This window comes from Actinomadura atramentaria DSM 43919, assembly GCF_000381885.1.
Taxonomy (GTDB): domain Bacteria; phylum Actinomycetota; class Actinomycetes; order Streptosporangiales; family Streptosporangiaceae; genus Spirillospora; species Spirillospora atramentaria.
On the sequence record NZ_KB907220.1, the window covers coordinates 1 to 25,752 of the forward strand.

The window sequence follows — 25,752 nt, forward strand, 5'->3', positions numbered from 1 at the left end:
AGCCTCGGCCCCGCGCAGATCCCCGCCCTCACCGACCCGGCCGCCATCGCCGCCAACCCCGAACTCGGCCTCCTCACCCTCCTCACCCACCCCGACGACCTGGACGTCGTCGAAGCCTGGTACGCGGGCGTGCTCAGCCTCAACGAGGATGACGCTGCGCGATACTATGAACACGGTTTCGACCTCGTCCGGCCCACGACCCGCGAGATCCTGGAGAAGCTGATGTCCACAACCGAATGGCTCGTCGTCAGCCCCTTCGCCCGCGAACACTACGGCCGCGGCGAACGCGAGCAGGCCGTCGAGGCGGCGCTGGACATCATCGACGCCCGCGGGCTCGCCCTCACCGACGCCGAACGCGAACGCATCACCACCTGCACCGACCTCGACCAACTCCGCACCTGGCGACGCCGCGCCATCACCGCACGGAGCACGGCCGACATCTTCGACTGACACACGCGCCCGCCGGGCCGCCGAACACACATCCGGCGGCCCGGCAATCCCCAAGGAAGCAACCGAACCGTGCTGGAGAGCCGACCCCCCGACTACTGGCCCGTCGTCAGCCCCTTCGCCCGCGAACACTACGGCCGCGGCGAACGCGAAGGCCATCTGAAGGGCGAACAGCGGCAGGCCGTCGAGGCGGCGCTGGACACCATCGACGCCCGCGGGCTCGCCCTCACCGACACCGAACGCGAACGCATCACCACCTGCACCGACCTCGACCAACTCCGCACCTGGCGACGCCGCGCCATCACCGCCCACACCACCACCGACATCTTCGACTGATCCGGCCGTGGGCCTCGCGGCCGTCGTGTCCGGGGCCGGGCAATGGTGAGTGCCGGTCAGGTCGTGTTGGCGGCTCGGGGGGACAGGCAGGACTTCTCGGTGTTCAGGAGGTCGGCGTAGCGGTCGATCTTGAACTGGATGTGGCGCTGCTGTTCGCGGAGGCGGGCGATCTCGTCCTCGACGCGGCGGTCGTGCGCGCGCAGGAGTTCAAGACGGGCGGTGTAGGTCTCGGTGCCGCCGCGGGTCAGTTCGGAGAAGCGCAGCATCTCGGCGATCGGCATCCCCGTCTCGCGCAGGCAGCGCAGCATCTCCAGCCAGGCGATGTCGGAGTCCGTGAACACCCGGCGGCCCGCCGTGTCGCGCGCGATGCCCGACAGCAGGCCGATCTTCTCGTAGTAGCGCAGGGTGTCGATGCTGAAACCGCTCTTCTCGGCGGTCTCGCCCGGAGAGTAAGAGGTCACCCCGCCAGCATTCCACCCGGGGCACGCGTCCGGTCAAGACGGGCGGTCGGGCTTGACCTGGAGTGTGCTCCAGGTCGCACAGTGGACGGGTCACCGATCGAAAGGGGCGCGACGATGCGCGTCGGACTGCAAGTGCCCAGCTTCACGTCGTTCGGCGGCCCGGACCGGATCGGCCCGGAGTTCGCGCGGACCGCGCGCGACGCCGACCAGGGCGGCCTGGACTCGCTGTGGGTCATGGACCACTTCTTCCAGATCTCGATGATCGGCCCGCCCGAGGAGCCGATGCTGGAGGGCTACACCGCGCTCGCGTACGCGGCCGCCGTCACCGAACGCATCACGCTCGGGACGCTCGTCACGGGTGTCACCTACCGCAACCCGGCCCTGCTGGTGAAGACCGTCACCACCCTGGACGTCCTGTCGGGCGGACGGGCGTGGCTCGGCATCGGGGCCGCGTGGAACGAGGAGGAGTCGCGCGGCTACGGCATCCCGTTCCCGCCCGTCGCGGAGCGGTTCGAGCGCCTGGAGGAGACGCTGCGGATCGCGCGCCAGATGTGGGCGGGCGACGACAAGCCCTTCGAGGGCGGGCACTACGCGCTCGAACGCCCGCTGAACGTCCCGGCCCCGGTGTCCCGGCCGCGCCCGCGCATCCTCATCGGCGGCGCGGGCGAGAAGAAGACCCTGCGTTTCGTCGCGAAGTACGCCGACGCCTGCAATCTCACCAACCCGGACGAGATCCCGCACAAGCTCGCGGTCCTCCGCGAGCACTGCGCCAACGAGGGCCGCGACTACGCCGACATCGAGAAGACGGCCCTGGCCCGCACCGACGGCTCCCTCGGCCAGACCGTCGACACCATCGGCCGCCTCGGCGAACTCGGCGTCGACCACGTGATCTTCTCCCAGGGCACCGGCCAGGACCTGACCGAGGTGCTGGCGGCGGCCCGCGGCGGGGCGACGGACCCCGGCGCGCGCTGACGACCCCTCGGGGCCGCGCGCGGCATCGCGGGCCGCCCGCGGGCCGGCGGTCACCGGTCCGGTGACCGCCAGGTGACGTTGAGAGCGGCGAACTTCACGCGGCCCGTCAGACGGACGCGCAGGACCTCCGACGCCTCCGGCTCGTCGTCGCTGACCAGCACGGCGCCGTAGTGGGCCGACACGTCGCCGGCGTCCACCGTCATGCCCGGCGCGAGGATCAGATCCACCCCGCCGCCCTGCACCTTCAGCTCGACGGCCAGTTCGGGGCCGGTGCGGACCGCGCGGGTCAGGTCCAGAGTCACCCCGGACCACTTCGTGCGCACCACCAGCCGGCGCGGCAGCGTCCACCGGCCGGCACGGCGCACCGTGCCGTACTTCTCGCGGATCCTGAGCACGCCGGGCGCCGGTCCGGGCGCGCCGCCCGGCACCGCGCTCAGGTCGGCGACGAGCGGCGCCAGCGCGTCGACCGTGCGGGCGGTCAGCGCGGCGCCCACGCGCTCGTCGAACTCGGCGGGGTCGAGACGGCCGTCGGTGACGGCCGCGTTCAGCAGCTCGACGATCCGGTCGCGGTCCGCGTCGGACGCCCGCGCCGCGGGCGGGTCCGGCACGTTCGCCTGCTGCGGGGAGTCGGTCGGCATCTGGGCTCCTTGGCTGGGGGCGACGCCGCCAGAGTTCGCCGACCGCCGAGCACGGGGAGCGGCCGTCGGCGCGTCCCCTCGGCGGTCGGGGGCCGTCGCGCCCGAGGATGACGGGCCGGGTCACGCGTTCTCCGCACGATACTACCGCCGCCCCGGAACCGCGAGCCGGTGGCCGGGCCGCCCGCGGTCGAGGCGTGAGGCGGTCACAGCGTCGCCGGAATGAAGATCCACTTCTTGTACGACCAGTAGCGGAACGCCGCCGCCAGCAGCAGTCCGCTGACGAGTCCCGCGTTGTAGGCGATCCCGCTGTGCAGGTGCAGGACGTAGTAGGTGAATCCCGTACACATCACCTGGATCGCGAGTCCAATGCCGTTCAGCCCGAAGAACAGGGCCATCTCGCGGCCGGTGCCGTCGCTGTCGCGGTGGCGGAACGTCCAGTGGCGGTTCAGCAGGTAGGAGCTGAGCGTGGACAGGACGTTGGGGATGATCACGCTGATGAGCGGGCCGCCGCCGAGCACGTGGCGGAGGAGGTTCGCGCCGCCGATGGAGATGATCGTGCCCACGGCGCCGACACAGTTGAAAATCACGAGTTCGCGGACGAATGTCCGGTAGTCTCGCGCGGTCTTGACCGTTTTGGCCGGTCTCGACCGCTGCAGGGTGCTCACCCGCCCAGACCTTACCCGAGCGGGACATATGCCCGCGCGCCAACCCACGGGAAAGGATCACCCCCCGCCCGGGTCAACCGCGGGCCGCCGCGGCGGCGCGGCCGAGGGGCACGATCGCGGCGACCAGGACGACCGGGACGGCGAGCGCCCAGCCGAGCCCGACGCCCTCGGCGACGAAGCCGATCACCGGCGGCCCGCCGAGCAGCCCGAGGTAGCCGAGCGACGTCACGCGCGCGATGCCCGCCGCCGAGGGCACGCCCGGCAGGTTCCCCGCCGCGCTGAACGTCACCGGCGCGACGGCGGCGACGCCGAGCCCGAACAGCGTGAACCCCGCGACGGCGGCGACGGGGTCGCGGGCGAGCAGCCCGAGGCCCAGGCCGCCCGCCGCGACGGCCGAGCCCGTCCGCAGCACCGCGACCGCGCCGAACCGGGCCACGACCCGGTCCCCGGCGAGCCGCCCGAGGGTCATCGCCACCGCGCATCCGGCGTAGCCGAGTCCGGCCGCGCCCGGTCCCGTCCCGAGGTCTTCGCGCAGGTAGACGGCGCTCCAGTCGGCCATCGCGCCCTCGCCGACGAACGAGCACAGCCCGATGACGCCGAGCATGAGCAGCGCCCCGCGCGCCGCCGGGCCGCGCCCGGGGACGTCGGCGGACGCGGCGAACGGCTCGTCCGCCGCACGCCCCAGCAGGCCCCGGCAGCCCAGCCACAGCGCCGCGACCAGCACCAGCGACGCGACGGGCAGGTGGACGCGCACCGGAACGCTCCCGTGCGCCGCCGCCGCGCCGACGAGCGCCGCCCCCAGCGTCCCCACGCTGTACGACCCGTGCAGCCCCGACATGATCGGCCGCCCGTACGCCCGCTCCACCGCGACGCCCTGCGCGTTCATCGCGACGTCCATCAGCCCGAGCGCCGCGCCCATCAGCAGCAGCGCGGCGATCAGCGACGGCAAGTTCCCGGCGAACGCGACACACGCGGGGGCGAGCGCGCCGACCGTCCCGGCCCACAGCGTCACCGCCCGGCTCCCCCAGCGCGCCACGCACCGCCCCGCGAACCGGACGGCGAGGACCACGCCCAGCGGCGCGCCGAGCAGCGCGATCCCGAACACGCCCGCGCCGAGCCCCAGATGCTCCTTGATCTGCGGAATCCGCGCGACCCACGCCGCCGTGGTGAGGCCGTGGACGGCGAACGCCCCCGTCACCGCCGCGCGCGCCCGGCGCGGCGCCCCCGTCTGCGTCGTCATCATGATCGACGCTACATTCCGGACGCCGATCGCGGAACCGGCCGATTCAGGGCGCGATGATCACCGTGGCGCTCCGGCCCGCCGCGAGCGCGGCGTGCCGCGCCATCGCGGACGTGTCGGTCAGCGAGGCGATCTGGTCCACGACGGCGCGCAGCCGCGCGGCGTCGTCCGGCGCGTCCGCGAACGCCGCCCGGAACGCCGGGTCGAGCGTGGCGGGCGCCCCCGCGAGCGTGAGCTCGGCCAGTTCGAGGATCAGTTCGCGCTGCCGCGCCCGCACCCGCTCGTGGCTGATCCACACGTAGTGCGCGGTGATGCCCTTGAGCAGCGCGCACTCCAGCCGCTGCGCGCGCGGGACGATCAGCTCCGCGCCGTACCGGGTGAGCGGCCGGTCGCCGTGCTCGCGGCGCGTCGCCCGCTCGGCGGCCAGGCAGAACCGGCCGATCAGCGAGCTGGTCAGGTTCTTCAGCGCGGCGAGGGTGCGCGGGGTGCCGTCGTAGCGGTCCGGCCAGTAGGGCTCGGCGAGCAGCGCCGCGAACCGCTCCTCGACCTCGGCGGCCTCCGCGACGAGCGGGGACGCGGCCCGTTCGGGGCGGCGGGCGCGCGGCACCGGGTGCGGGCCGTCGCCGGGCGTCGCGGCGCAGTACAGCCGGACGGCGGTCGCGGCGACGGACCGGCGCTCGGCCGGGTCGGCGAGCAGGGCGAAGTCGATGTGCCCGGCGACCAGGGCGTCCTCCAGGTCGTGGACGGAGTAGGCGACGTCGTCGCTCCAGTCCATGACCTGGGCCTCGAAGCACGTCCGGCCGTCCGGCGCGCCCTCGCGGACCCAGCGCGCGTAGTCCAGATCGTCCTGGTATACGCCGAACTTTCCGTTGACCGCGTCCGCCTGGGACCACGGGTACTTCATCGCCGCGTCCAGCGACGCGCGCGTCAGGTTCAGCCCCACGCTCCGCCCGAACAGCGGCGGCCCGTCCGGCGCGAACGACTTGGGCTCCAGCCGGGTCAGCACCCGCAGGCTCTGCGCGTTGCCCTCGAACCCGCCGCAGCCGCGCGCGACGTCGTCCAGCGCGGCCTCGCCGTTGTGCCCGAACGGCGGATGGCCGATGTCGTGCGACAGGCACGCCGTCTCCACGACGTCCGGGTCGCAGCCGAAGACCCGGCCCAGCTCCCGGCCGATCTGCGCGCACTCCAGCGAGTGCGTCAGCCGGGTGCGCAGGCTCTGCACGTTGTGCTCGGGCTCCGCGCCCGGCGACGCGACCTGCGTCTTGGCCGCCAGCCGCCGCAGCGCCGCGCTGTGCAGGACGCGGGCGCGGTCCCGCTCGAAGGCCCCCCGGCCCCGCCGCTTGGGCGGTTCGGGCGCCCACCGCCGCCGGTCGCGGTCCGAATAGTCGCTCATGGTCCTCCCCACCCTAACCGGGCGGTGGGACGGCGGCCCCGGCGCAGGTCAGCCGGGCTTCGCCGTGGACGGCTCGTCCATGATCGGCGCGTTCTCGATCGTCTCCCCGGGCACCCGGACGCTCTTGCCCAGCAGCACGTACGACAGGTACGCGCCCGTCTCCCGGACGATGTAGTGGAACTGGGTGTCGCGCGTCTGGACGCTCGGGCCGCTGCGCGTCGGCGACGACGCGGCCTTGATCCCGCTGTCCTCGGCCATCTTCTTGGACCGCAGCCCGTGCCACGGGTCGGTGACGATCACCCCGGACGCCCAGTGCCGCTGCTTGTAGACGCGTCCCAGCGCCCGGAAGCTCTGCAGCGTGTCCCGCCCCTCCGGAACCGCGACGACGCTGCCCGCCGGGACGCGCCCCTTCTCGATCAGCCACCGGCGGCCCGAGTCGGCCTCGGTGTAGTTGTCGCCGGGGGCCTTCCCGCCGACCGTGACGATCCGCGGCGCGACCCCGGCCCGCCACAGGTCCAGCGCATGCTGGAGCCGCCACCGCAGCGTCGGCGACGGGACGCCGTTGTACTGCGCCGCGCCCAGCACGATGATCGTGTCCGAGCGCGGCCGCTCGTCCTGCCGCGCCTGGTACCAGACGCGGAAGCAGACGGCCAGCGGCGTCAGCACCACGATCCCGAACACCGCCAGCACCAGGATCATGCTGATCACGAACACGCGTGAGCGCGGCTTGCGGCGCTTGCGGCGGCGGCCGCCGTCCGCGCCGGACTCGTCCGGTTCCCCGGGGTCGTCCCGCGGGTCCGGGTCCGGCGTCTCGATCTCCATCGTCATCGTGCTCGACACGATATTCAGACGACGCGGGAGCCGTCCCCGGTTCACACGCGAGGCCATCCGTTTCGACCGGATTCCGTCACCCGGCCGCCGCACGCGGGCGGCCGGGTGACGGAACCGGCTCAGCGGTGGTCGCTGCCGAGCGCCGCGCCCTTCGCCTCGATCGCGGCGCGGCCCGCCTCCAGCCGCGCCACCGGTACTCGGAACGGCGAGCAGGACACGTAGTCCAGGCCGACCTCGTGGCAGAAGTGGACGGAGTCGGGGTCGCCGCCGTGCTCGCCGCAGATCCCGAGCTTGATGCCCGGCCGCGCCTTGCGGCCCTCCTCGGCGGCGATCCGCACCAGGCGGCCGACGCCGTCGCGGTCCAGCGTCTCGAACGGCGAGACGCCGAAGATGCCGAGGTCCAGGTAGCGCGAGAAGAACGCCGCCTCGACGTCGTCGCGGGAGAAGCCCCACGTCGTCTGCGTGAGGTCGTTGGTGCCGAACGAGAAGAACTCGGCGGCCTCCGCGATCTGCCCGGCGGTCAGCGCCGCCCGCGGCAGCTCGATCATCGTGCCGATCAGCGCCGGGACGTCCACGCCGGTCTCGGCCGCGACGTCCGCCAGGACCCGCTCGGCCTCCTCGCGGACGGCCTCCAGCTCCTGCACCGCGCCGACGAGCGGGATCATGATCTCCGGCCGGGGGTCGCCGCCCGCGCGGCGGCGGTCGGCGGCGGCCTCGGCGATGGCCCGCACCTGCATCGCGAAGAGGCCCGGAATCACCAAACCCAGCCGCACACCTCGCAAACCCAGCATAGGGTTCTGCTCGTGCAGGCGGTGGACCGCTTCGAGGAGGCGGCGGTCCTTGGGGTCGGCGCCGTCGCCCGCCAGAGCCACCTTGACCGACAGCTCCGTCAGATCGGGGAGGAATTCGTGCAGCGGCGGGTCGATGAGCCGGATCGTGACCGGCAGCCCGTCCATCGCCTCGAAGATCCCGGTGAAGTCCGCGCGCTGCAGCGGCTCCAGGGCGTCCAGCGCGTCCTGCCGCGCCTGCGCGTCCTCGGCGAGGATGAGCTGCTCGACGAGCTGCCGCCGGTCGCCCAGGAACATGTGCTCGGTCCGGCACAGGCCGATGCCGCCCGCGCCGAACCGGCGGGCGCGCGCCGCGTCCTCGGGGTTGTCGGCGTTGGCGCGGACCGCCAGCCGCGCCGCCGCGTCGGCGTGCGCCATCAGCCGGTGGACGGACTGCACCAGCTCGCCGCCGTCCGCGGGCGTCAGATCGCCCTCGAAGTACTGCACGACGGGCGAGTGCCGCACCGGTACCTCGCCGAGGTACACCTGGCCGCTGCTGCCGTCGATCGACACCACGTCGCCCTCGCGGACGACGACGCCGCCCGGCGCGGTGAAGGTCCCCGCGCGGACGTCCACGTCCAGCTCCTCCGCGCCGCACACGCACGTCTTGCCCATGCCGCGCGCCACGACGGCGGCGTGCGAGGTCTTGCCGCCGCGCGACGTCAGCACGCCGCGCGCCGCGACCATCCCGGCGAGGTCGTCGGGGTTGGTCTCGCGGCGGACGAGGATGACGTCCTCGCCCGCGGCGGCCAGCTCGACGGCCCGCGCCGAGGTGAACACCGCCTTGCCGACGGCCGCGCCCGGCGAGGCGTTCATGCCGCGGGTGAGGCGGGTGACGCCGTCGAGGCGGTCCTCGTCGAACCGGGGGAACATGAGCTGGGCGAGCTGGTCGCCCGTGACGCGGTGCGCGGCCTCGTCGGCGTCGATCAGGCCCTGGTCCAGGAGCTGGCAGGCGATGCGGAACGCGGCGGCGGCGGTCCGCTTGCCCACGCGGGTCTGGAGCATCCACAGCTTGCCGCGCTCGATCGTGAACTCGATGTCGCACATGTCGAGGTAGTGGTTCTCCAGCGTCTCCATGATCTGGAGGAGCTGGTCGTAGGACGCCTTGTCGATGCGCTCCAGCTCGGTGAGCGGCACCGTGTTGCGGATGCCCGCGACGACGTCCTCGCCCTGCGCGTTCTGCAGGTAGTCGCCGTAGATTCCCTGCTGGCCGGAGGCCGGGTCGCGGGTGAACGCCACACCGGTGCCCGAGTCCCGGCCGAGGTTGCCGAACACCATCGAGCAGATGTTCACGGCGGTGCCGAGGTCCACCGGGATGCGCTCCTGGCGTCGGTACAGGATGGCGCGCTCGGCGTTCCAGGAGTCGAAGACGGCCTTGACGGCGAGGTCCATCTGCTCGCGCGGGTCGTCGGGGAACTCGCGGCCCGCCTTGGCGCGGACGATGTCCTTGAACGTTCCGACCAGGCCGCGCAGGTCGTCGGCGGTGAGGTCCGCGTCGTCGGCGGTGCCGCGGTCGCGCTTGGCGGCCTCGATCGCGTCCTCGAACAGCTCGCCGTCGATGTCCAGGACGGTCTTGCCGAACATCTGGATCAGGCGGCGGTAGGAGTCCCACGCGAACCGCTCGTCGCCCGCCTGGGCCGCCAGGCCCTGGACGGACTCGTCGTTCAACCCGATGTTGAGGACGGTCTCCATCATCCCCGGCATGCTGAACTTCGCGCCGGAGCGGACGCTGACCAGCAGCGGGTCTGCGGGGTCGCCGAGGCGCTTGCCCATCGCCGACTCCAGCGCCGCCAGGTGGTCGTCGACCTCGGCCGCGAGCCCGTCGGGAACGGTCCCGCCGCTCAGGTAGTGCCGGCACGCCTCCGTGGTGATCGTGAAACCGGGAGGCACCGGCAGCCCGAGGTTGGTCATCTCGGCCAGGTTGGCGCCCTTGCCGCCCAGCAGATCCTTGAGGTCTTTGTTGCCCTCAGTGAAGTCGTACACGAACTTTGGCACGGGGAGCTCCTTCTCGCTCCGATGACGACCAACGACAGGGGCCGGACGATCGCGCCCGCCGCCCCGCCTCGTCGCGGGGCGCCGCGGCCCGACGGCCCGGTGTCCTGTTGGCGGGGACTGTACCCGCGAATCGGGCACGTCCCCTCCGCCCCCCGCCCCAGGCAATATACGCCCAGGTCAGACCACTTGTAGTGGTCTATTCCAATAGCCGCGGTCCGCGCGTGTACGGCGGAGATCACCCCGCTGTGGAACGTGCGCATCGCTATCGAGAGGGAATGATGAAACAAGGAGGTGAGGTTGTGAGGCCGATGGTCGCCGGTGGCCGGGCGGGTGATCCGTTCGCCCCGATCGCCGATTACGGGTTCCTGTCCGACTGCGAGACGACGGCCCTGGTCGCGCCGAGCGGGAACATCGAATGGATGTGCCTGCCGAAGATGGACTCGCCGAGCGTGTTCGGGTCGATCCTCGACCGCGACGCGGGCTACTTCCGGCTGGGTCCGGCCGGGGTCGAGGTGCCCGCCGCCCAGCGGTACATCCCGGGCACGATGGTGATGGAGACCACGTGGTGGCTGCACGGCGGGTGGGTCGTCGTGACCGACGCCCTGCTGATGGGCCCGTGGCACCACGAGACGGAGAGATCCCACACCCATCGGCGCACGCCCACGGACTATGACGCCGATCACGTGCTGCTGCGCATGATCCGGTGCGTGAACGGGCAGGCGCAGATCCGGCTCGACTGCATGCCGGTGTTCGACTACGGGCGCACGCCCGCCCAGTGGGAGCACACCGGGGCGGGTTATCACGAGGCCGTCGCGCGCGGCAACGGCGTCAACCTGCGGCTCAACACCGACCTGAACGTCGGGTTCGAGGGGTCGCTGGCGACGTCGCGGACGCTGCTCAAGCAGGGCGACGCGCGGTTCGTCGCGCTGTCGTGGAGCGAGCACGCGCCGCCCGCCGACTACGCCGAGGCGCACGAGCGCCTGGTGTGGACCGTCCACCACTGGCAGCACTGGCTGGACCGGGGGCACTTCCCCGACCACCCGTGGCGCAGCCACCTGCAGCGCAGCGCGCTCACGCTGAAGGGCCTGACGTTCGGGCCGTCCGGGGCGGTCGCGGCGGCGGCGACGACGTCGCTGCCCGAGACGCCCGGCGGGGACCGCAACTGGGACTACCGCTACACGTGGATCCGCGACTCCACGATGGCGCTGTGGGCGTTCTACACGCTCGGCTACGACTGGGAGGCCAACGACTTCTTCTACTTCATCACCGACGTCGCCGAGGCCGCCGAGGGCAAACTGCAGATCATGTACGGGCTGGACGGCCGGGAGGAGCTGCCCGAGTCCACGCTCGACCACCTCAGCGGCTACGACAACGCCCGTCCCGTGCGCATCGGCAACGAGGCGTACATGCAGGCGCAGCACGACGTGTGGGGGGCCATCATCGGCTCCATCTACATGTTCGTCCGCAAGCGGGACCGGCTCGACGACCGGCTGTGGAAGATCGTTGTGAAGCAGGTCGAGGACGCGCTGGCGAACTGGCGCAGCCCCGACTGCGGCATGTGGGAGGTGCGCGGCGACAAGCAGCACTTCACCTCGTCCAAGGTGTTCTGCTGGGTCGCGGCCGACCGCGGCGCGCGGCTGGCCCGCATCCGCGGCGACCACGCCCGCGCCGAGCGCTGGCAGCGCGCGGCCGACGAGATCCACGCCGACGTCCTGGAGCACGCGGTCGACGAGCGCGGCGTGTTCGTGGCGCACTACGGCGCGGACACCCTCGACGCGTCGGCGCTGCTGATCCCGCTGCTGGGCTTCCTGCCCGCCGACGACAAGCGCGTCCGCGAGACGGTCCTGGCCATCGCCGACGAGCTGTCGGAGGACGACCTGGTCCTGCGCTACGACCCCGCCGAGACCGACGACGGGTTCGAGTCGGAGGAGGGCACCTTCACCATCTGCTCGTTCTGGATGGTGAGCACGCTCGTCATGATCGGCGAGCTGGAGCGGGCGCGGACGCTCTGCGAGAAGCTGCTGTCCTACGCCAGCCCGCTCCAGCTCTACGCCGAGGAGATCGACCCGCACACGGGCCGCCACCTCGGCAACTTCCCGCAGGCGTTCACGCATCTGGCCCTCATCAACGCGGTGATGCAGGTCATCCGCGCCGAGGAGGAGGAGCGCCGGCCCGGCCTGATGTAGCGCCGGGCGCGCACCGGGCGGCCACCACCCCGTACGCCGCCCGGCCCGAGACGAAGCGCTGGGGCTTCCTTCCACGAGAGCCCCGAAGCCTCAGCGCCCTACACGACCGCGCCGGAGTCGCGCGGGTCGCGGCGCGCCGGACGCGGCCGGGACCTGTCCGGCGGCGGTCCCGCGAACCGCTCCAGCTCGACGGCCACCGGCACGGCCAGCAGCACGCTGGACGCGGTGCCCGCGGCGATGCCGATGAGCAGCGCCACCGCGAAGTCGGTGAGCGAGTCGCCGCCGAACAGCGCTAGGGCCGCCAGCACGAACACCGCGCCCATCCCCGTGTTGACCGTCCGGGGGACGGTCCGCAGGATCGCCCGGCCCGCGACGCGCCCGACGGGTTCCCTCGGTTTCGCCGTCCACAGGTCGCGGAGCCGGTCGAACAGGACCACCGAGTCGTTCACCGAGTAGCCGACGACGGTCAGCAGCGCCGCGAGGAACACGCCGTCGACCGGCCTGCCGAGCCACGCGAACGCGCCGACGACGAGCAGCGCGTCGGTGAGCAGCGCGACGACCGTGCCGGTCGCGAACGTCCACCGGAACCGGACCGCCAGGTAGGCGAGCTGGGCGAGCAGCGCGAGGCCGAGCGCGAGCAGCGCCTTGGCGCGCAGCTCCTTGCCGAGGCTGGGGCCGATCAGTTCGTCCCGGCGCTTGGTGGTCTCGCCGCCGCGTTCGGCGAGGGCGTCGCGGACGCGGCGCTCCTGCGCGTCGTCCAGCTTCCCGGTGCGGACGGACACGCCGTCGCCGCCGGACGTCTGCACGACGGCGCGCGGGAAGCCCGCCGCCGCGACGGCCGCGCGGGCGTCGTCCACCGGGACGGGCCGCGCGGTCGTGTACTCGACGAGCCGCCCACCGGTGAACTCGACGCCGAGGTTCAGGCCCCGGACGGCGATGCCCGTCCCGGCGAGGACGGCCGCGAGGACGCACAGCGCGATCGACGCCCGGCCCCACCGCGCGACGTCCGGCCGCATCCGGTCGAGCCGGGCGCGCAGCCGGCCGCTGCCCGCGATGCCGGTGAGCGCGGGGCGGCGCGCGGCGAACCGGCGCGGCACGATCAGGTCGGCCAGCAGCCGCCCGACGACCATCGCCGAGACCAGCGAGCACACGACGCCGAGAACGAGCGTCACCCCGAAGCCCCGCACCGGCCCGGACGCCAGCACGAACAGCAGCGCGGCGGCCAGCACCGTCGTCGCCGCCGAGTCCGCGACGGCCGACCAGGCCCGGTCGAAGCCGGTCGCCAGCGCCCGGCCGGGGCCGCGCCGGGGCCGGCCGGCGTACTCCTCCCTGGCCCGCTCGAATGCCAGGACGTTCGCGTCCACCGCCATCCCGACCGCCAGGACGAACCCGGCCAGACCGGGCAGGGTGAGCGTCGCCCCGACCGCGACCAGCGCGCCGTAGGAGATCAGCGCGTAGGCGGCCAGCGCGACCGTCGCGAGCAGCCCGGCGAGGCGGTAGACGGCGATGATGAACAACCCCGTCAGCGCGATCCCGGCCAGCGCGGCGCGGGCGCTGGCGTCGATCGCGGCCGCACCGAGCGTCGGGCCGACGATCCGCTGCTCCACGATCTCGACGGGCACCGGCAGCGACCCGCCCTGCACGAGCGCCGCCAGCTCCTTGGCGCGCTCGGGCGAGAAGTCGCCGGTGATCTGCGTGCTGCCGCCCGTGATGCCCGTCCCGCAGGGGACGTCGGGGACGACGGCCGGGGACGAGATCACCCGGTCGTCCAGGACGATCGCCAGGCGGCGCTCGTCGCCCGCCGCGCAGGCGGCGCGCGCGGTGGCCTTCTCCCAGGCGGCCTTGCCCGCGCCGCGGAACTTGACGGCGACGTGCCAGGCCGCGCCGGACTCGGGGTCGAACCCGGCGCCGGCCGAGCCGACGCCGTCGCCCGTCAGGACGGCCGGGCCGAGGAGCAGCGGGGTGCCGTCCTCGTCGGGGAGCCGCCGCTCGTCCTTGCCCGGCTCCGCTCCGACGTCGGCGCGGACGTGGTGGACGGTGAGCTGCGCCGTGCGCCCGAGGACGGCGGCCGCGCCGGACGGGTCGCGCACGTCGGGCAGCTCGACGATGATCCGGCGCGCGCCGGAGCGGGTCAGGGACGCCTCGGCGACGCCGAGCGCGTCCACCCGGCGGCCCAGCACCTCGGCGGCGCGGTCGGCGGCGGCCGCGTCGGCGCGCGCGTTCGGCGCGTCCTTGGCCTCCAGCACGATCTGGCTGCCGCCGCGCAGGTCGAGGCCGAGTTTGGCGGGTCTGGTGAGGGCGAACGTCAGCGATGCGGCGAGCACGGCGGCGGCCAGCACCGCTCGCACCAGCACGGGTCGCACCAGGACGGCGCGAGACATGGGGATACCTCCACGGGGACGTCGGGGAACGCCGGCGGGCGGGCCGAAAGCCCGGACGCCGGTCGGAAGACCGTCAGATTCCGGTGGAGGCGGGCGGCGCACGCCCGCGCGCGGCGGGCGCGGGCGCGTCGAACGGCGCGACGGCCCGCGGGCCGCGCCGCCGGAGACGAACGACGGGCGGCGGCGCGACCCCGCCGCCCGGCAGCACGGCCAACGGCACGGGCGCGGCCACGGCGCGCGACCCGGCGGCCGCGACGACCAGGTCACCGCTCGCGGGATGCCGCCCGCGCGGCTCACCGGCCTCGGCCGCCCGAGGCCGCCCCGGCGCCGCGACGCGCGCACTGTCCGGGACGGACGAGGGCGCGGCGAACGACGAGTCGGGCCGCGCGGCACCCGCCGACGACCGCGAATACGGGTCCGCAGACGGCGCCGCAGCCGCGAGACGCCGCGCGGGGGCGGCGGCGCGGGTGGTGGAGACGGGCGCGGCGGTGAGGTGGGCTGCGGAGAACGCGGCGGCGCGGGCCGTCGCGGGGTGCGCCGGACCGGCGAGGACGCCGAGCAGCGCCAGCGCCGCGAGAAGGACGCGGGCGGGCGCGCGGAAGCGGGCGTCCGTGCTCATCGCCCGCCTCCCCTCACCGTTCCGGCATGTGCGAAGGCGGGCCGCCCCCGGTCACCCGGGGAGCGGCCCGCCCGCGCGGACTCGCGGCGTCCCTAGCAGCCCACGAGCTGGGCGGCGAGGAACGACTCGACCTGCGCGATGGAGATGCGCTCCTGGCTCATCGTGTCGCGCTCGCGGATGGTGACGGTGTCGTCCTCCAGGGTGTCGAAGTCGACGGTGACGCAGAACGGCGTGCCGATCTCGTCCTGGCGGCGGTACCGGCGGCCGATGCCGCTGGCGTCGTCGAACTCGACGTTCCAGTTGCGGCGGAGCTGCGCGGCCAGGTCCCGCGCCTTGGGCGACAGGTCGGCGTTGCGCGACAGCGGCAGCACCGCGACCTTGACGGGCGCGAGCCGCCGGTCGAGCCGCATGACGGTGCGCTTCTCCAGCTTGCCCTTGGCGTTGGGCGCCTCGTCCTCGGCGTAGGCGTCCATCATGAACGTCAGCGTGCAGCGGTCCACGCCCGCCGCGGGCTCGATGACGTACGGGGTGAACCGCTCGCCGGACTCCTGGTCGAAGAACGACAGGTCCACGCCGGACGCCTTCGCGTGCGTGGTGAGGTCGAAGTCGGTGCGGTTGGCGACGCCCTCCAGCTCGCCCCACTCGCTGCCGACGAAGTTGAAGCGGTACTCCACGTCGACCGTGCGCTTGGAGTAGTGCGACAGCTTCTCGGCGGGGTGCTCGTACAGCCGCAGGTTGTCCTTGGCGATGCCGAGGTCGAGGTACCACTGGAACCGCTCGTCGATCCAGTACTGGTGCCACTCCTCGTCCGAGCCCGGACGGACGAAGAACTCCATCTCCATCTGCTCGAACTCGCGGGTGCGGAAGATGAAGTTGCCCGGCGTGATCTCGTTGCGGAACGACTTGCCGATCTGGCCGATGCCGAACGGGACCTTGCGGCGCGCGGACTGCTGCACGTTGAGGTAGTTGATGAAGATGCCCTGCGCGGTCTCCGGGCGCAGGTAGGCCAGGCCGGACTCGTCCTCGACGGGGCCGAGGTAGGTCTTCAGCAGGCCGTTGAACATGCGCGGCTCGGTGAACGAGCCCTTCACGCCGCAGTTCGGGCAGGTGATGTCGGCGAGGCCGTTCGCGGGCGGGCGGCCGTGCTTCTCCTCGTAGGACTCCTCGAGGTGGTCGGCCCGGAACCGCTTGTGGCAGGACTGGCACTCGGTCAGCGGGTCCACGAACGCGTTGACGTGGCCGCTGGCCTCCCACACCTCGCGGGCGAGGATGACGCAGGAGTCGAGGCCGACGATGTCCTCGCGGGCCTGCACCATCGACTTCCACCACTGGCGCTTGACGTTGTTCTTCAGCTCGACGCCGAGGGGGCCGTAGTCCCAGGAGGCGCGCAGCCCGCCGTAGATCTCACTCGACGGGTAGACCAGGCCCCGCCGTTTGGCGAGGTTGACGATCGCGTCCATCACGTCGGAACGGCGTGCCATGAGCGGTTTCTCCATCCGGCTGGCGGTCGGCGGGGTCGATCGGCGGGCCCCGCGCGCGGCGCGGGGCGGGTTGCACCCCGGTGGCGGTCGGCCCGGACGCGGCCGTGCCAGCGCCCGGTGACCTTCCACCCCAGCTTAGGGCACCCCGGACGGCCGTCGCTCCTCAGTAAACGCGCCCGTCCACCGCGTTGCTGTCGACGTTCAGCGCCACTCCCCCGTGCGTCTCGCGGTGCCCGCCCCGGTACTGCTTGATCCGGCGGTGCGGCGGCCACCAGGAGCGGTCCAGGTAGGGGTTGTCGTAGACGGCGGTCCGGCCGTCCCAGTGGGCGTACCAGACGATGGGCGGCTTGGCGATGCCGCGCGCGCGGCCGAGGTCGCGGATGCCCGACCCGACGCTGCTGTAGACGCCGGGCACGTAGTGCCGGGCGCGCAGGCCGCGCGTCCACGCGTTGAGGAACTTCATCGCGGCGGCGCGGCAGGACGCGTCGTCGCTGTCGTAGCCCTCCAGGTCGAAGTAGATCGGGCTCCGCGCCGGGATGCCGAGTTTGCGCGCGCGGGCGACGGCGTTCTTGGCGTTCCACGCGCCCGCCTTCGCGGCGTTCGCGGGGGTGAACCGCGTCCGGAACTGCGCGCACGGGGCCTGGTGGCCGACGTACGTCGGGATCAGCCGGTAGCCGAGAGCGCGGACGCGGCGGACCCAGGAGCGGGTCAGGTTCGGCTGCGCGCAGCCCCGCGCGACGCCGCCGATGTAGACGTTCGCGATGCGGTACGCCGACCGCCAGGCGCGCATCGTGCGCAGGCTCGGCGCGGCGCAGGTGTCGAACGCGCGGCCGTGGGCGAAGCCGGGGCGGTAGTGGATCTTGGCCTTCTTGAGCTTCGGGCGGGGCTTGTCGGGCGACGCGGGGCGGTCGGCGGCGTCGCCGAGGTCGTCCAGGCCGTCCAGATCGCCCGTGCCGTCATCCGTGCTTTCGTCCGGGTCGTCGCCCGTCCAGTGGGCGCTGAGGCGGATGCCCCGGATCGCCCGCTGCGCCCCCGGCCCGGACCCGGACACCGCGACGCCCGCCTCGGGCAGCTCGACGCGCGCGCCGCCCGCCGGGAGGCGGTAGCGCGCGAGCCGGTCGGCGCGGACGGGCCCGGCGCGCCGCCGCCCGTCGTCGAGCGGTTCGACGCGCAGCGCGGCCGCGCCGCCGATCACGCGGGCCGGGCAGTCGGCGTCGGCGGCGGCCCGGCCGAGGTAGACGGCGTCCGCGTCGAACCGGACGCAGCGCCGCCCGTCGAGCCGGTGGACGGCCCAGCCCGCCGGGACGGCGATCCGCGCGCCCCGGTACGCGACGACGGCGGGCCCGCTCAGCGCGGCGGCCGGGTGGGGCGCGGCCCCCGCGGCGGACGGCCCGAGGCCGGGGACGACGACCGCGGCCGCCAGGCCGAGCGTGCCGCCGATCGCACCGCGGCGCTTCGCATTCCGCATCACGTCCCCCCGCTGACGATGATCAGGATGCGGCGTTGATCACCTGGGCCGGGACGGGGCAAACGGGCTGACGGGGTTCTTTCCCGGCCATTGACCGGTCCGGGGCGAAGCGGTTCAGGAAAACGCGACGACCTCGTACGCTCCGGGTTCATCCACCGCGAACGCCGACAACGGGATGAATCGTTCGCGCAGGCCGGGGGCGCCGAGCGCCCTCCGGTAGTATCCGGCCCCGTCCCACTCGGTGACCAGCGCCCAGAGCGCGGGGTCGTCCACGGTGCGCGCGAGCCGCCCGGAGCGGTGGCCGGGGCACGCGGCCAGGGTCTCCAGCACGGCGGTCATCCCGGCGGCGAAGCGCTCGGCGGCCGCCTCGGGCACGCGGTAGCGCGTGATGGCGATCATCGGGCCATCCTCCCGCACCCCGGCCGCGCCCGCCCGCTTCGCCCGGTTTTGACAATCGTTTTCATATTCGCCCATACTTGGGGTGTGCTGACCTCCCGTGAACGCCCCCGCCTCGCCGCGCTCCTCGCCGCGGGAGCCCTCGGCCTCACCGCCCTGACCGGCTGCGGCTCCGGCGACGGCGGCGCGTCGGGGAAGACCGACGTGGTCGCGTCCTTCTACCCGATGGCCTACCTCGCGGGGCGGGTCGGCGGCGGCGACGTCGCGGTCAGCACGCTGACCACGCCCGGCGCCGAGCCGCACGACCTCGAACTCACACCGAAGCAGGTCGCCCGCGTCAAGGACGCCGACCTCGTCGTCTACATCAAGGGCCTCCAGCCCGCCGTGGACGACGCGGTCACGCACCAGGCGAAGGGCCGCGCGTTCGACGCCGCCGCCGGCGTCCGGCTGCTGCCCGCGCCCGAGGGCGGCGAGGAGGACGCCGGGCACGGCGGCAACGACCCGCACCTGTGGCTCGACCCCGACCGGCTCGCGACCGTCGCCGCCGCCCTCGGAGAACGGCTCGCCCGCGCCGACGCCCCGCACGCCGCCGGGTACCGCGAGCGCGCCGCCGCGCTGACCGCCGACCTGCGCGCGCTCGACACCGCCTACCGCGACGGGCTCAAGTCGTGCGCGCGCACCACGATCGTCACCGCGCACGCCGCGTTCGGGTACCTCGCGGACCGGTACGGGCTCCAGCAGGTGCCCGTCGCGGGCGTGGACCCGTCCAGCGAGCCGTCGCCCAGGCGGCTCGCGGAGCTGACGCGGCAGATCAGGTCCACCGGGGCGACGACCGTCTTCACCGAGACGCTGGTCAGCCCGAAGGTCGCCGAGACGCTCGCCCGCGAGGCGGGCGTCAGGACGGCCGTCCTGGACCCGCTGGAGGGAATCAAGCCGGGGTCCGCGGACGATTACCTGTCCGTGATGCGCGCCGACCTCGCCACGCTCCGCACCGCCCTGGGGTGCTCATGAGCGACGTCCCCTTCCAGATGACCGGCGGCCGCGTCCGGCGCGACGGCCGCGACGTGCTCGCGGGCGTCGACCTGCGCGTCGCCGCGGGCGACGTCGTCGCGCTGCTCGGCCCCAACGGCGCGGGCAAGTCCACGCTCGTCAAGGCGCTGCTCGGCCTGCTGCCGCTCAGCGCGGGCCGCACCGAGATCTACGGGACGCCGCCCGCGCGGTTCCGCGACTGGCGGCGCGTCGGGTACGTCCCGCAGCGGCTGCCGATGGGCGGCGGCGTACCCGCGACGGTCCGCGAGGTCGTCGCGTCCGGGCGGATCGCCCGCCGCTCCCGCTGGCGGCCCTCCCCCGTCGGGGACCGCGCCGCCGACCGGGCCGCCGTGGACCGCGCGCTGGCGGCCGTGGGCCTCGCCGACCGCGCCCGCGACTCCGCGCACCTGCTGTCGGGCGGCCAGCAGCAGCGGGTGCTCATCGCCCGCGCGCTCGCCGGCGACCCCGACGCGTTCGTCCTGGACGAGCCCACCGCCGGAGTCGACGCCGCCAGCCAGGCCGACCTCGCCGCGACGCTGCGCGGCCTGGTCTCCGGCGGCCGCACCGTCGTGCTCGTCGCGCACGAGCTCGGCCCGCTCGAACCGCTGATCACCCGCGTCGTCCGCCTCGACCACGGACGGATCGCCGCCGAGGAGACCGCATGACGGACATGCTCCAGCTCGACTTCATGCGGATCGCGCTCGTCATGGCGGTCCTGATCGGCCTCACCGCGCCCGCGATCGGGACGTTCGTCGTCCAGCGCAAGCTGTCGCTGCTCGGCGACGGCATCGGGCACATCGCGCTGACCGGCATCGGGCTCGGCCTGGTGACGGGCACGTCGCCCGTCCTCGGCGCGCTCGTCGTCGCGGTGCTCGGCGCGGTCGCGATCGAGGTCCTGCGCAGCCGCAGCCGCAGCGGCGCGGACGTCGCGCTCGCCCTGCTGTTCTACGGCGGCCTCGCGGGCGGCGTCATCCTCACCGGCCGCGAGGGCGGGCAGGTCAGCCTCCAGTCGTACCTGTTCGGGTCGATCAGCAGCGTCACCGCGACGGACCTGTACGTCGTCGCGGGCCTGTCCGCCGCCGTCCTGCTGATCATCGCGGTGTTCGGCCGCGAGCTGTTCCTGCTCTGCCAGGACGAGGAGGTCGCCCGCGCCGCCGGGCTGCCGGTGCGGTTCCTCAGCGTCCTCATCGCCGCGACGGCCGCCGTGACCGTGGTCATCTCGATGCGGGCGATCGGGCTGCTGCTGGTCAGCGCCCTGATGATCGTGCCGGTCGCGGCGGCGCAGCAGGTCGCGCGGGGCTTCCGCGGCACGATGCTGGCCGCGATGGCGGCCGGTGTACTGTCGGCGGTGACCGGGCTGGCGGGGTCGTACGAGTACGATCTTCCGCCGGGGCCGTCCATCGTCCTGCTCGCGCTCGCGGTCTTCGTCGCCGCGGTCGGGGCGGGCGCCGTCCTGCGCCGCCGCCGGACGGCCGCGGCGACGGCCGCACGGGTCGCGCGCGACCCGGCCAAAGACGCCGAACCGGAGGTGATCGGGGGATGACGACGACCCGCCGTGATGCGGTCCGGCAGGCGCTGGCGGGCCGCGACGGCTTCCGCAGCGCCCAGGACATCTACGCCGACCTGCGGGCCGACGGCTCCAAGATCGGGTTGACCACCGTCTACCGCGCGCTGCAGGCGCTCAGCGACGCCGGCGAGGTGGACGTCCTGCGCACCGACGACGGCGAGGCCGTCTACCGGGCGTGCCGCAGCGACGAGCACCACCACCACCTGGTCTGCCGCGACTGCGGCCGGACGGTGGAGGTCGCCGGGCCCGCCGTGGAGACCTGGGCGGACGCCATCGCCGCCGAGCACGGCTTCGTGGAGATCACCCACACCGTCGAGGTGTTCGGCACGTGCGGGGGGTGCGTCGCGGCGCGGTCGTGACCCGCGGATGCGCGAGGATGGGCCGCATGGCTACGACACGCACCGCGAACGCGCACTGGGAAGGGCCGCTGCTGGGCGGCCAGGGGACGGTCTCGCTCGACTCGTCGGGCATCGGCGAGTACGACGTGACGTGGGCGTCGCGCGCCGAGGACCCCGCCGGCCGGACGAGCCCGGAGGAGCTGATCGCCGCCGCGCACTCGACGTGCTTCTCGATGGCGCTGTCGCACGCGCTGGCGGGCGCCGGGACGCCGCCGGAGGCCGTCGACACCAAGGCCGATGTCACGTTCCAGCCGGGTGAGGGCATCACCGGCGTGCATCTGACGGTCCGGGCCAGCGTGCCCGGCCTGTCCGCCGCCGACTTCGAGAAGGCCGCGCAGGACGCCAAGGCGGGCTGCCCCGTCAGCAAGGCCCTCGCGGGCACCACGATCACGCTGGACGCGGCGCTCGTCTGACCCCGGGGTCCGGCCGGGCGGCGGCGGCCGCCCGGCCGGACGCATTCACCACGGGCTTTCACCACGGGCTCTCACCACGGGCGAGCCCGCACCGGGATCGGGGCCTCGCCCGCCAGCGCGACCCGGCGCAGCAGCCGGGGCGCGTCCCCGAAGTCGCGGACGACGCGGCGCTGCGTGGCGCGGTTGTCCGCGAGCGCGACGTCCCCCCGCGCCCACCGCCACCGCACGGTGTTCTCCAGCCGGACCACCTGCTCCTGGAACAGCCGGATCAGCGCCTCGGAGTCGGCCTCCGCGCTGAGCCCGGAGATGCCGCGCGCGTACCCGCCGAGCAGGATCGAGCGCTCCCCCGTCTCGGGGTGGACGCGCACGACCGGGTGCTCGTGCTCGGGGCCGCCCGGCGCGGCGTGCCGCGCCCACAGCCGGTCCGCGACGTCGCGCAGCTCGACGGGCAGCGCGTCGTAGGCGGCGGCGGTGTTGGCCCAGACGGTGTCGCCGCCGTGGCCGGGCACCTCGACGGCGTGCAGCAGGACGGCCCCCGGCGGCCGGGCGGCGCAGGACGCGTCGGTGTGCCACGGATCGGCGTCCCCGGCGGACGCGTCGGGCGCGTCGGCGTCGGTGACGTCCCCCGGCTCGCCGAACAGCGCGGCGGCGGCCGTGAGCCCGGCGTCGTCGAGCCCGTCCTGGCCGCGGAAGAACAGCACCTTGTGCCGCAGCAGCGCGGCGCGCAGCAGGTCGACGGTCGCGTCCGGCAGCTCCCCCGCCAGGCGGACGTGACAGACCTCCGCGCCGATCCGGCCGGCGAGTGGGCTGATCCGCGGGGGCCGCGCCCGGCGGGCTGGGGCCAGCGCCTGTGACGTCATGACACCGAACGTATTCAGCCGCGCCGCCAAAAGCAAACTATTCAAGTAGGAATAAGTGACTAGCCCTGTGGCGGCTAACCCTGTGGCGATCCGGCGCTGGACGGTTCCACCGGGTTCGGCGCCGCCCCGCCGTACCGCCGGTCGCGCGAGGCGTAGACCTCGCAGGCGTGCCACAGGTGGCGGCGGTCGAAGTCGGGCCACAGGGTGTCGAGGAAGACCATCTCGGCGTACGCCGACTCCCAGAGCAGGAAGTTGGAGATCCGCTGCTCCCCCGACGACCGCAGGAACAGGTCGACATCCGGGATGCCCGGCTCGTCCAGGTAGCGGGCGAAGACCTTCTCGTTGAGCTTGTCGGGGTTCAGCTTCCCGTCGCGGACGTCCCGCGCGATGGCCGCCGCCGCGTCCACGATCTCCGCGCGGCCGCCGTAGTTCACGCAGAACTGGAGCGTCAGCACGTCGTTGTCGCGCGTCATCTCCTCGGCGGTCTCCAGCTCCTTGATGACGCTGCGCCACAGCTTGGGGCGGCGGCCCGCCCAGCGCACCCGGACGCCCATCGAGTGGAGCTGGTCTCGGCGGCGGCGGATCACGTCGCGGTTGAAGCCCATGAGGAACCGGACCTCGTCCGGCGAGCGCCGCCAGTTCTCCGTCGAGAACGCGAACGCCGACAGGTACGGGACGCCCAGCTCGATCGCGCCCATGATCACGTCGAAGAGCGAGTCCTCGCCGCGCTTGTGGCCCTCGGTGCGGGGCAGCCCGCGCTCCTTGGCCCACCGGCCGTTCCCGTCCATCACGATCGCCACGTGGCGCGGGACGAGGGCGGCGGGGATCGCGGGCGGGCGCGCCCCGTCCGGATGCGGGTACGGCGGCGAAACGGCCCTTCTCACACGTGCTCCCGGTCGGTCTGGTCGTCGGACGGGTCTTCGGACGGGTGCTCCCGGCGGCCCGCGGCGTCCGCGCGCTCCACGTGCCGCAGCGAGCGGATGCCGTGCTCCAGGTGCCACTGCAGGTACGCGGCGACGAGCCCGCTGCACTCGGCGCGGTGCCGGACCTCGCTGGCGTCGGCGTACGCCCAGTCGCCGCGCAGCAGCGCGAGCATCAGCGCGAACGTCGGCGGCGCGGGCGTCGCCGCGCCCGGCTGGCGGCAGCGCGCGCAGACCGCGCCGCCCGCCGCGATGGCGAAGCCGCGCAGGCTGCCCCGGTCGCCGCAGCGGCAGCACTCGTCCAGCGCGGGCGCCCAGCCCGCCACCGACAGCGAGCGCAGCAGGTACGCGTCCAGGACGAGCCGCGCGTCGTGCTCGCGCTCCACCAGCGTGCGCAGCCCGCCGACCAGCAGCAGGAACTGCCGCAGCGCGGGCTCGCCCTCCTCGCTGGTCAGCTTCTCGGCGGTCTCCAGCATCGCGGTCCCGGCGGTGTAGCGCGGGTAGTCGGTGACGAGCCGCTCCCCGTACGGCCGCAGCGTCTCGGCCTGGGTGATCAGGTCGAGCGAGCGCCGCTCGTAGAGCTGGAGGTCGACGTGGGTGAACGGCTCCAGCCGCGCCCCGAACCGGGACTTGGTCTTGCGGACGCCCTTGGCGGCGGCGCGGATGCGGCCGCCCCGCCGGGTCAGCACCGTGACGATGCGGTCGGCCTCGCCCAGCTTCTGGGTGCGCAGGACGACGCCCTCGTCGCGGTACAGGGTCACGGGCCCATTCTTCCGCACCCGCCCCGATGGATGATCCAGGGCACTCCCGGCGAACCATCCTGTCGATCACGTTAGGTGACCGGGACGGGGCGTCCGAGTAGTCGCGGAACCGTGGCCGGAGACAGGAGAAGGTGCCAGCGTGGAGGCATGAGATGCACCATCGTGCCGCCCCACATCCTGGAACGCGTCGCGGAGGCCGACGACCCGGCCCTGCGCGACATCGCCCGCCGCAGCCTCGCCCTCAGCTCGGGGGCGCGGGCCGAGCGCCACGCCTACACGGTCCGCCCGGCGGAGCCGAACGAGGACTTCGTCCCGAACCGCACCATCGCGGACGCGGGCCACAAGGAGACGCTGCCCGGCAGGACCGTCCGCACCGAGGGCGGGCGGGAGACCGGCGACAAGGTCGCCGACCAGGCGTACGCCTGGCTCGGGACGACCTTCGACTTCTACGAGGCCGCGTACCGCCGCAACTCCATCGACGGCGCGGGGATGAAGCTGCTGTCGACCGTCCACTACGGGAAGGACTACGACAACGCCTTCTGGAACGGCCACCAGATGGTCTACGGCGACGGCGACGGGACGCTGTTCGTCGAGTTCACCGGCGCCCTCGACGTCACGGGCCACGAGCTGACCCACGGCGTCACCCAGCACACCGCCAACCTCGACTACTACGGCCAGGCGGGCGCGCTGAACGAGTCGGTCTCCGACGTGTTCGGGTCGCTCGTCAAGCAGTGGCACAAGGGCCAGACCGCCGACCAGGCGGACTGGCTGATCGGCCAGGGAATCCTCGCGCCGGGCGTCCACGGCGAGGGTCTGCGGTCGCTGAAGGCCCCCGGCACCGCCTACGACGACCCCAAGCTCGGCAAGGACCCCCAGCCGGGCACGATGGACAAGTACGTCCAGACGTACCGCGACAACGGCGGCGTCCACATCAACTCCGGCATCCCCAACCACGCGTTCTACCTGGTGGCGACGTCCATCGGCGGCCACGCGTGGGAGAAGTCCGGAAAGATCTGGTACGACACGCTGACCGGGGGGAAACTGGCGAACAAGGCCGATTTCGCGGCCTTCGCCGGGGCCACCGTCGCCACCGCCGCGCGCCTGTACGGCGACGGGGCGGACGAGACCAAGGCGGTGCGGAGCGCCTGGAAGAAGGTCGGCGTGAAGATCTGAGGCGGCGGGCTCGGGCGCGGGGAGGCGTCGTGAAGGTGAGAGTGGTGCGCAGCGGCGGGTTCGCGGGCGTGGAGCGGCACGGCGAGTCCGACAGCGACCGCGACCCGGTGCTGGCCGGGCTGGTCGGCCGCGTCGACCTCGGCGCGCTGCCGCCGCCGGGCCGCATCCCGGACCAGTACCAGTACGACATCGAGATCGACGGCGTCGGCGCGACGGTCGGCGAGACGCAGCTCAGCGGGCCGCTGCGCGAGCTGGTCCACCACGTGCTCGGCCGCCCCCGCTGAACACGGCGGAA

Annotated in this window: 25 protein-coding genes and 1 pseudogene; 11 read left to right on the forward strand and 15 right to left on the reverse strand. The window is 73.8% G+C overall.

From position 1 onward, the window contains the following. Window positions 1-450 (forward strand): annotated as a pseudogene (locus G339_RS39560) (hypothetical protein); the annotation flags it as partial. Window positions 451-519: 69 nt separating this feature from the next. Next, window positions 520-783: a hypothetical protein gene (locus G339_RS35285; RefSeq protein WP_019633894.1), complete on the forward strand. Its 264-nt coding sequence runs from the start codon at window positions 520-522 to the stop codon at window positions 781-783. A 56-nt stretch (window positions 784-839) separates the two neighbouring features. On the opposite strand, the gene G339_RS0125475 is transcribed toward G339_RS35285, so the two are convergent. Further along, entirely contained in the window at window positions 840-1,244 is a 405-nt protein-coding gene (locus G339_RS0125475) for a MerR family transcriptional regulator (protein WP_019633895.1), read from the reverse strand. 114 nt (window positions 1,245-1,358) lie between these two features. Between G339_RS0125475 and G339_RS35290 the strand changes: the two genes are divergently transcribed. Further along, entirely contained in the window at window positions 1,359-2,216 is an 858-nt protein-coding gene (locus tag G339_RS35290; protein ID WP_033324340.1) for an LLM class F420-dependent oxidoreductase, read from the forward strand. A 50-nt stretch (window positions 2,217-2,266) separates the two neighbouring features. Here G339_RS35290 and G339_RS0125485 read toward each other — a convergent pair whose 3' ends face one another. From G339_RS0125485 to ppdK, 6 genes are all read right to left on the reverse strand, one after another. Next, the gene (locus G339_RS0125485) at window positions 2,267-2,854 is read right to left on the reverse strand and encodes a DUF1707 SHOCT-like domain-containing protein (protein WP_019633897.1); all 588 of its coding nucleotides are present in this window, start codon (window positions 2,852-2,854) and stop codon (window positions 2,267-2,269) included. Window positions 2,855-3,057: 203 nt separating this feature from the next. Then, complete coding sequence (locus G339_RS0125490) at window positions 3,058-3,519, reverse strand: GtrA family protein (RefSeq protein WP_019633898.1); 462 nt, start codon at window positions 3,517-3,519, stop codon at window positions 3,058-3,060. 73 nt (window positions 3,520-3,592) lie between these two features. Next, entirely contained in the window at window positions 3,593-4,759 is a 1,167-nt protein-coding gene (locus G339_RS0125495; protein WP_157408005.1) for an MFS transporter, read from the reverse strand. 46 nt (window positions 4,760-4,805) lie between these two features. After that, entirely contained in the window at window positions 4,806-6,152 is a 1,347-nt protein-coding gene (locus G339_RS0125500) for a deoxyguanosinetriphosphate triphosphohydrolase (RefSeq protein ID WP_019633900.1), read from the reverse strand. A gap of 48 nt (window positions 6,153-6,200) precedes the next feature. After that, complete coding sequence (locus G339_RS0125505; protein WP_019633901.1) at window positions 6,201-6,980, reverse strand: YdcF family protein; 780 nt, start codon at window positions 6,978-6,980, stop codon at window positions 6,201-6,203. 122 nt (window positions 6,981-7,102) lie between these two features. Next, window positions 7,103-9,805, reverse strand: coding sequence for a pyruvate, phosphate dikinase (ppdK, locus tag G339_RS0125510; RefSeq protein ID WP_026341767.1), 2,703 nt, complete (start codon window positions 9,803-9,805; stop codon window positions 7,103-7,105). Window positions 9,806-10,113: 308 nt separating this feature from the next. On the opposite strand from ppdK, the gene G339_RS0125515 reads away from it, so the two are divergent. After that, window positions 10,114-11,991, forward strand: a complete 1,878-nt coding sequence (locus G339_RS0125515; protein ID WP_019633903.1) for a glycoside hydrolase family 15 protein — start codon at window positions 10,114-10,116, stop codon at window positions 11,989-11,991. Window positions 11,992-12,089: 98 nt separating this feature from the next. Here the strand turns inward: G339_RS0125515 and secD are convergent, their stop codons facing one another. From secD to G339_RS0125540, 5 genes are all read right to left on the reverse strand, one after another. Beyond that, the gene (gene secD / locus G339_RS0125520; RefSeq protein ID WP_033324343.1) at window positions 12,090-14,372 is read right to left on the reverse strand and encodes a protein translocase subunit SecD; all 2,283 of its coding nucleotides are present in this window, start codon (window positions 14,370-14,372) and stop codon (window positions 12,090-12,092) included. Between the two features lie 73 nt (window positions 14,373-14,445). Further along, window positions 14,446-14,991, reverse strand: a complete 546-nt coding sequence (locus G339_RS0125525; RefSeq protein ID WP_019633905.1) for a hypothetical protein — start codon at window positions 14,989-14,991, stop codon at window positions 14,446-14,448. Between the two features lie 92 nt (window positions 14,992-15,083). Beyond that, window positions 15,084-16,472, reverse strand: a complete 1,389-nt coding sequence (locus tag G339_RS0125530; protein WP_019633906.1) for a glycine--tRNA ligase — start codon at window positions 16,470-16,472, stop codon at window positions 15,084-15,086. 163 nt (window positions 16,473-16,635) lie between these two features. Next, on the reverse strand, window positions 16,636-17,940 hold the full coding sequence (locus G339_RS37115) for a DUF1906 domain-containing protein (protein ID WP_051107962.1): 1,305 nt from the start codon (window positions 17,938-17,940) through the stop codon (window positions 16,636-16,638). A gap of 114 nt (window positions 17,941-18,054) precedes the next feature. Continuing rightward, the gene (locus tag G339_RS0125540; RefSeq protein WP_019633907.1) at window positions 18,055-18,339 is read right to left on the reverse strand and encodes an antibiotic biosynthesis monooxygenase family protein; all 285 of its coding nucleotides are present in this window, start codon (window positions 18,337-18,339) and stop codon (window positions 18,055-18,057) included. Between the two features lie 84 nt (window positions 18,340-18,423). Between G339_RS0125540 and G339_RS0125545 the strand changes: the two genes are divergently transcribed. Genes G339_RS0125545 through G339_RS0125565 form a run of 5 tightly spaced genes read left to right on the forward strand, consistent with a single transcriptional unit; the run spans window position 18,424 to window position 21,743 of the window. Further along, window positions 18,424-19,347 carry a metal ABC transporter substrate-binding protein gene (locus G339_RS0125545; RefSeq protein WP_019633908.1) on the forward strand — a complete coding sequence of 308 codons (924 nt, stop codon included), beginning with the start codon at window positions 18,424-18,426 and terminating at the stop codon, window positions 19,345-19,347. Next, window positions 19,344-20,030, forward strand: a complete 687-nt coding sequence (locus tag G339_RS35300; protein WP_019633909.1) for a metal ABC transporter ATP-binding protein — start codon at window positions 19,344-19,346, stop codon at window positions 20,028-20,030. The genes G339_RS0125545 and G339_RS35300 overlap by 4 nt, the downstream gene beginning before the upstream one ends. Next, entirely contained in the window at window positions 20,027-20,908 is an 882-nt protein-coding gene (locus G339_RS0125555; RefSeq protein ID WP_019633910.1) for a metal ABC transporter permease, read from the forward strand. The genes G339_RS35300 and G339_RS0125555 overlap by 4 nt, the downstream gene beginning before the upstream one ends. Then, a complete protein-coding gene (locus G339_RS0125560) occupies window positions 20,905-21,291 on the forward strand; it encodes a Fur family transcriptional regulator (protein WP_019633911.1) in 387 nt (128 codons plus the stop codon). Before G339_RS0125555 ends, G339_RS0125560 begins: the two co-directional genes overlap by 4 nt. 26 nt (window positions 21,292-21,317) lie before the next feature. Beyond that, a complete protein-coding gene (locus G339_RS0125565; RefSeq protein WP_019633912.1) occupies window positions 21,318-21,743 on the forward strand; it encodes an OsmC family protein in 426 nt (141 codons plus the stop codon). Window positions 21,744-21,814: 71 nt separating this feature from the next. Here the strand turns inward: G339_RS0125565 and G339_RS0125570 are convergent, their stop codons facing one another. The 3 genes from G339_RS0125570 to recO all read right to left on the reverse strand — a co-directional run bounded on the left by G339_RS0125570 (window position 21,815) and on the right by recO (window position 24,284). Beyond that, window positions 21,815-22,603: a TauD/TfdA dioxygenase family protein gene (locus G339_RS0125570; protein ID WP_019633913.1), complete on the reverse strand. Its 789-nt coding sequence runs from the start codon at window positions 22,601-22,603 to the stop codon at window positions 21,815-21,817. 74 nt (window positions 22,604-22,677) lie between these two features. Beyond that, a complete protein-coding gene (locus G339_RS0125575) occupies window positions 22,678-23,487 on the reverse strand; it encodes an isoprenyl transferase (protein WP_019633914.1) in 810 nt (269 codons plus the stop codon). Beyond that, complete coding sequence (gene recO, locus G339_RS0125580) at window positions 23,484-24,284, reverse strand: DNA repair protein RecO (protein WP_019633915.1); 801 nt, start codon at window positions 24,282-24,284, stop codon at window positions 23,484-23,486. Before recO ends, G339_RS0125575 begins: the two co-directional genes overlap by 4 nt. A gap of 147 nt (window positions 24,285-24,431) precedes the next feature. Here recO and G339_RS0125585 point away from each other — a divergent pair, with 147 nt between their 5' ends. Together G339_RS0125585 and G339_RS0125590 are read left to right on the forward strand one after the other, a co-directional pair. Continuing rightward, entirely contained in the window at window positions 24,432-25,457 is a 1,026-nt protein-coding gene (locus G339_RS0125585; protein WP_019633916.1) for a M4 family metallopeptidase, read from the forward strand. A gap of 29 nt (window positions 25,458-25,486) precedes the next feature. Beyond that, on the forward strand, window positions 25,487-25,741 hold the full coding sequence (locus G339_RS0125590) for a protealysin inhibitor emfourin (RefSeq protein ID WP_026341772.1): 255 nt from the start codon (window positions 25,487-25,489) through the stop codon (window positions 25,739-25,741). Window positions 25,742-25,752: the final 11 nt, after the last annotated feature.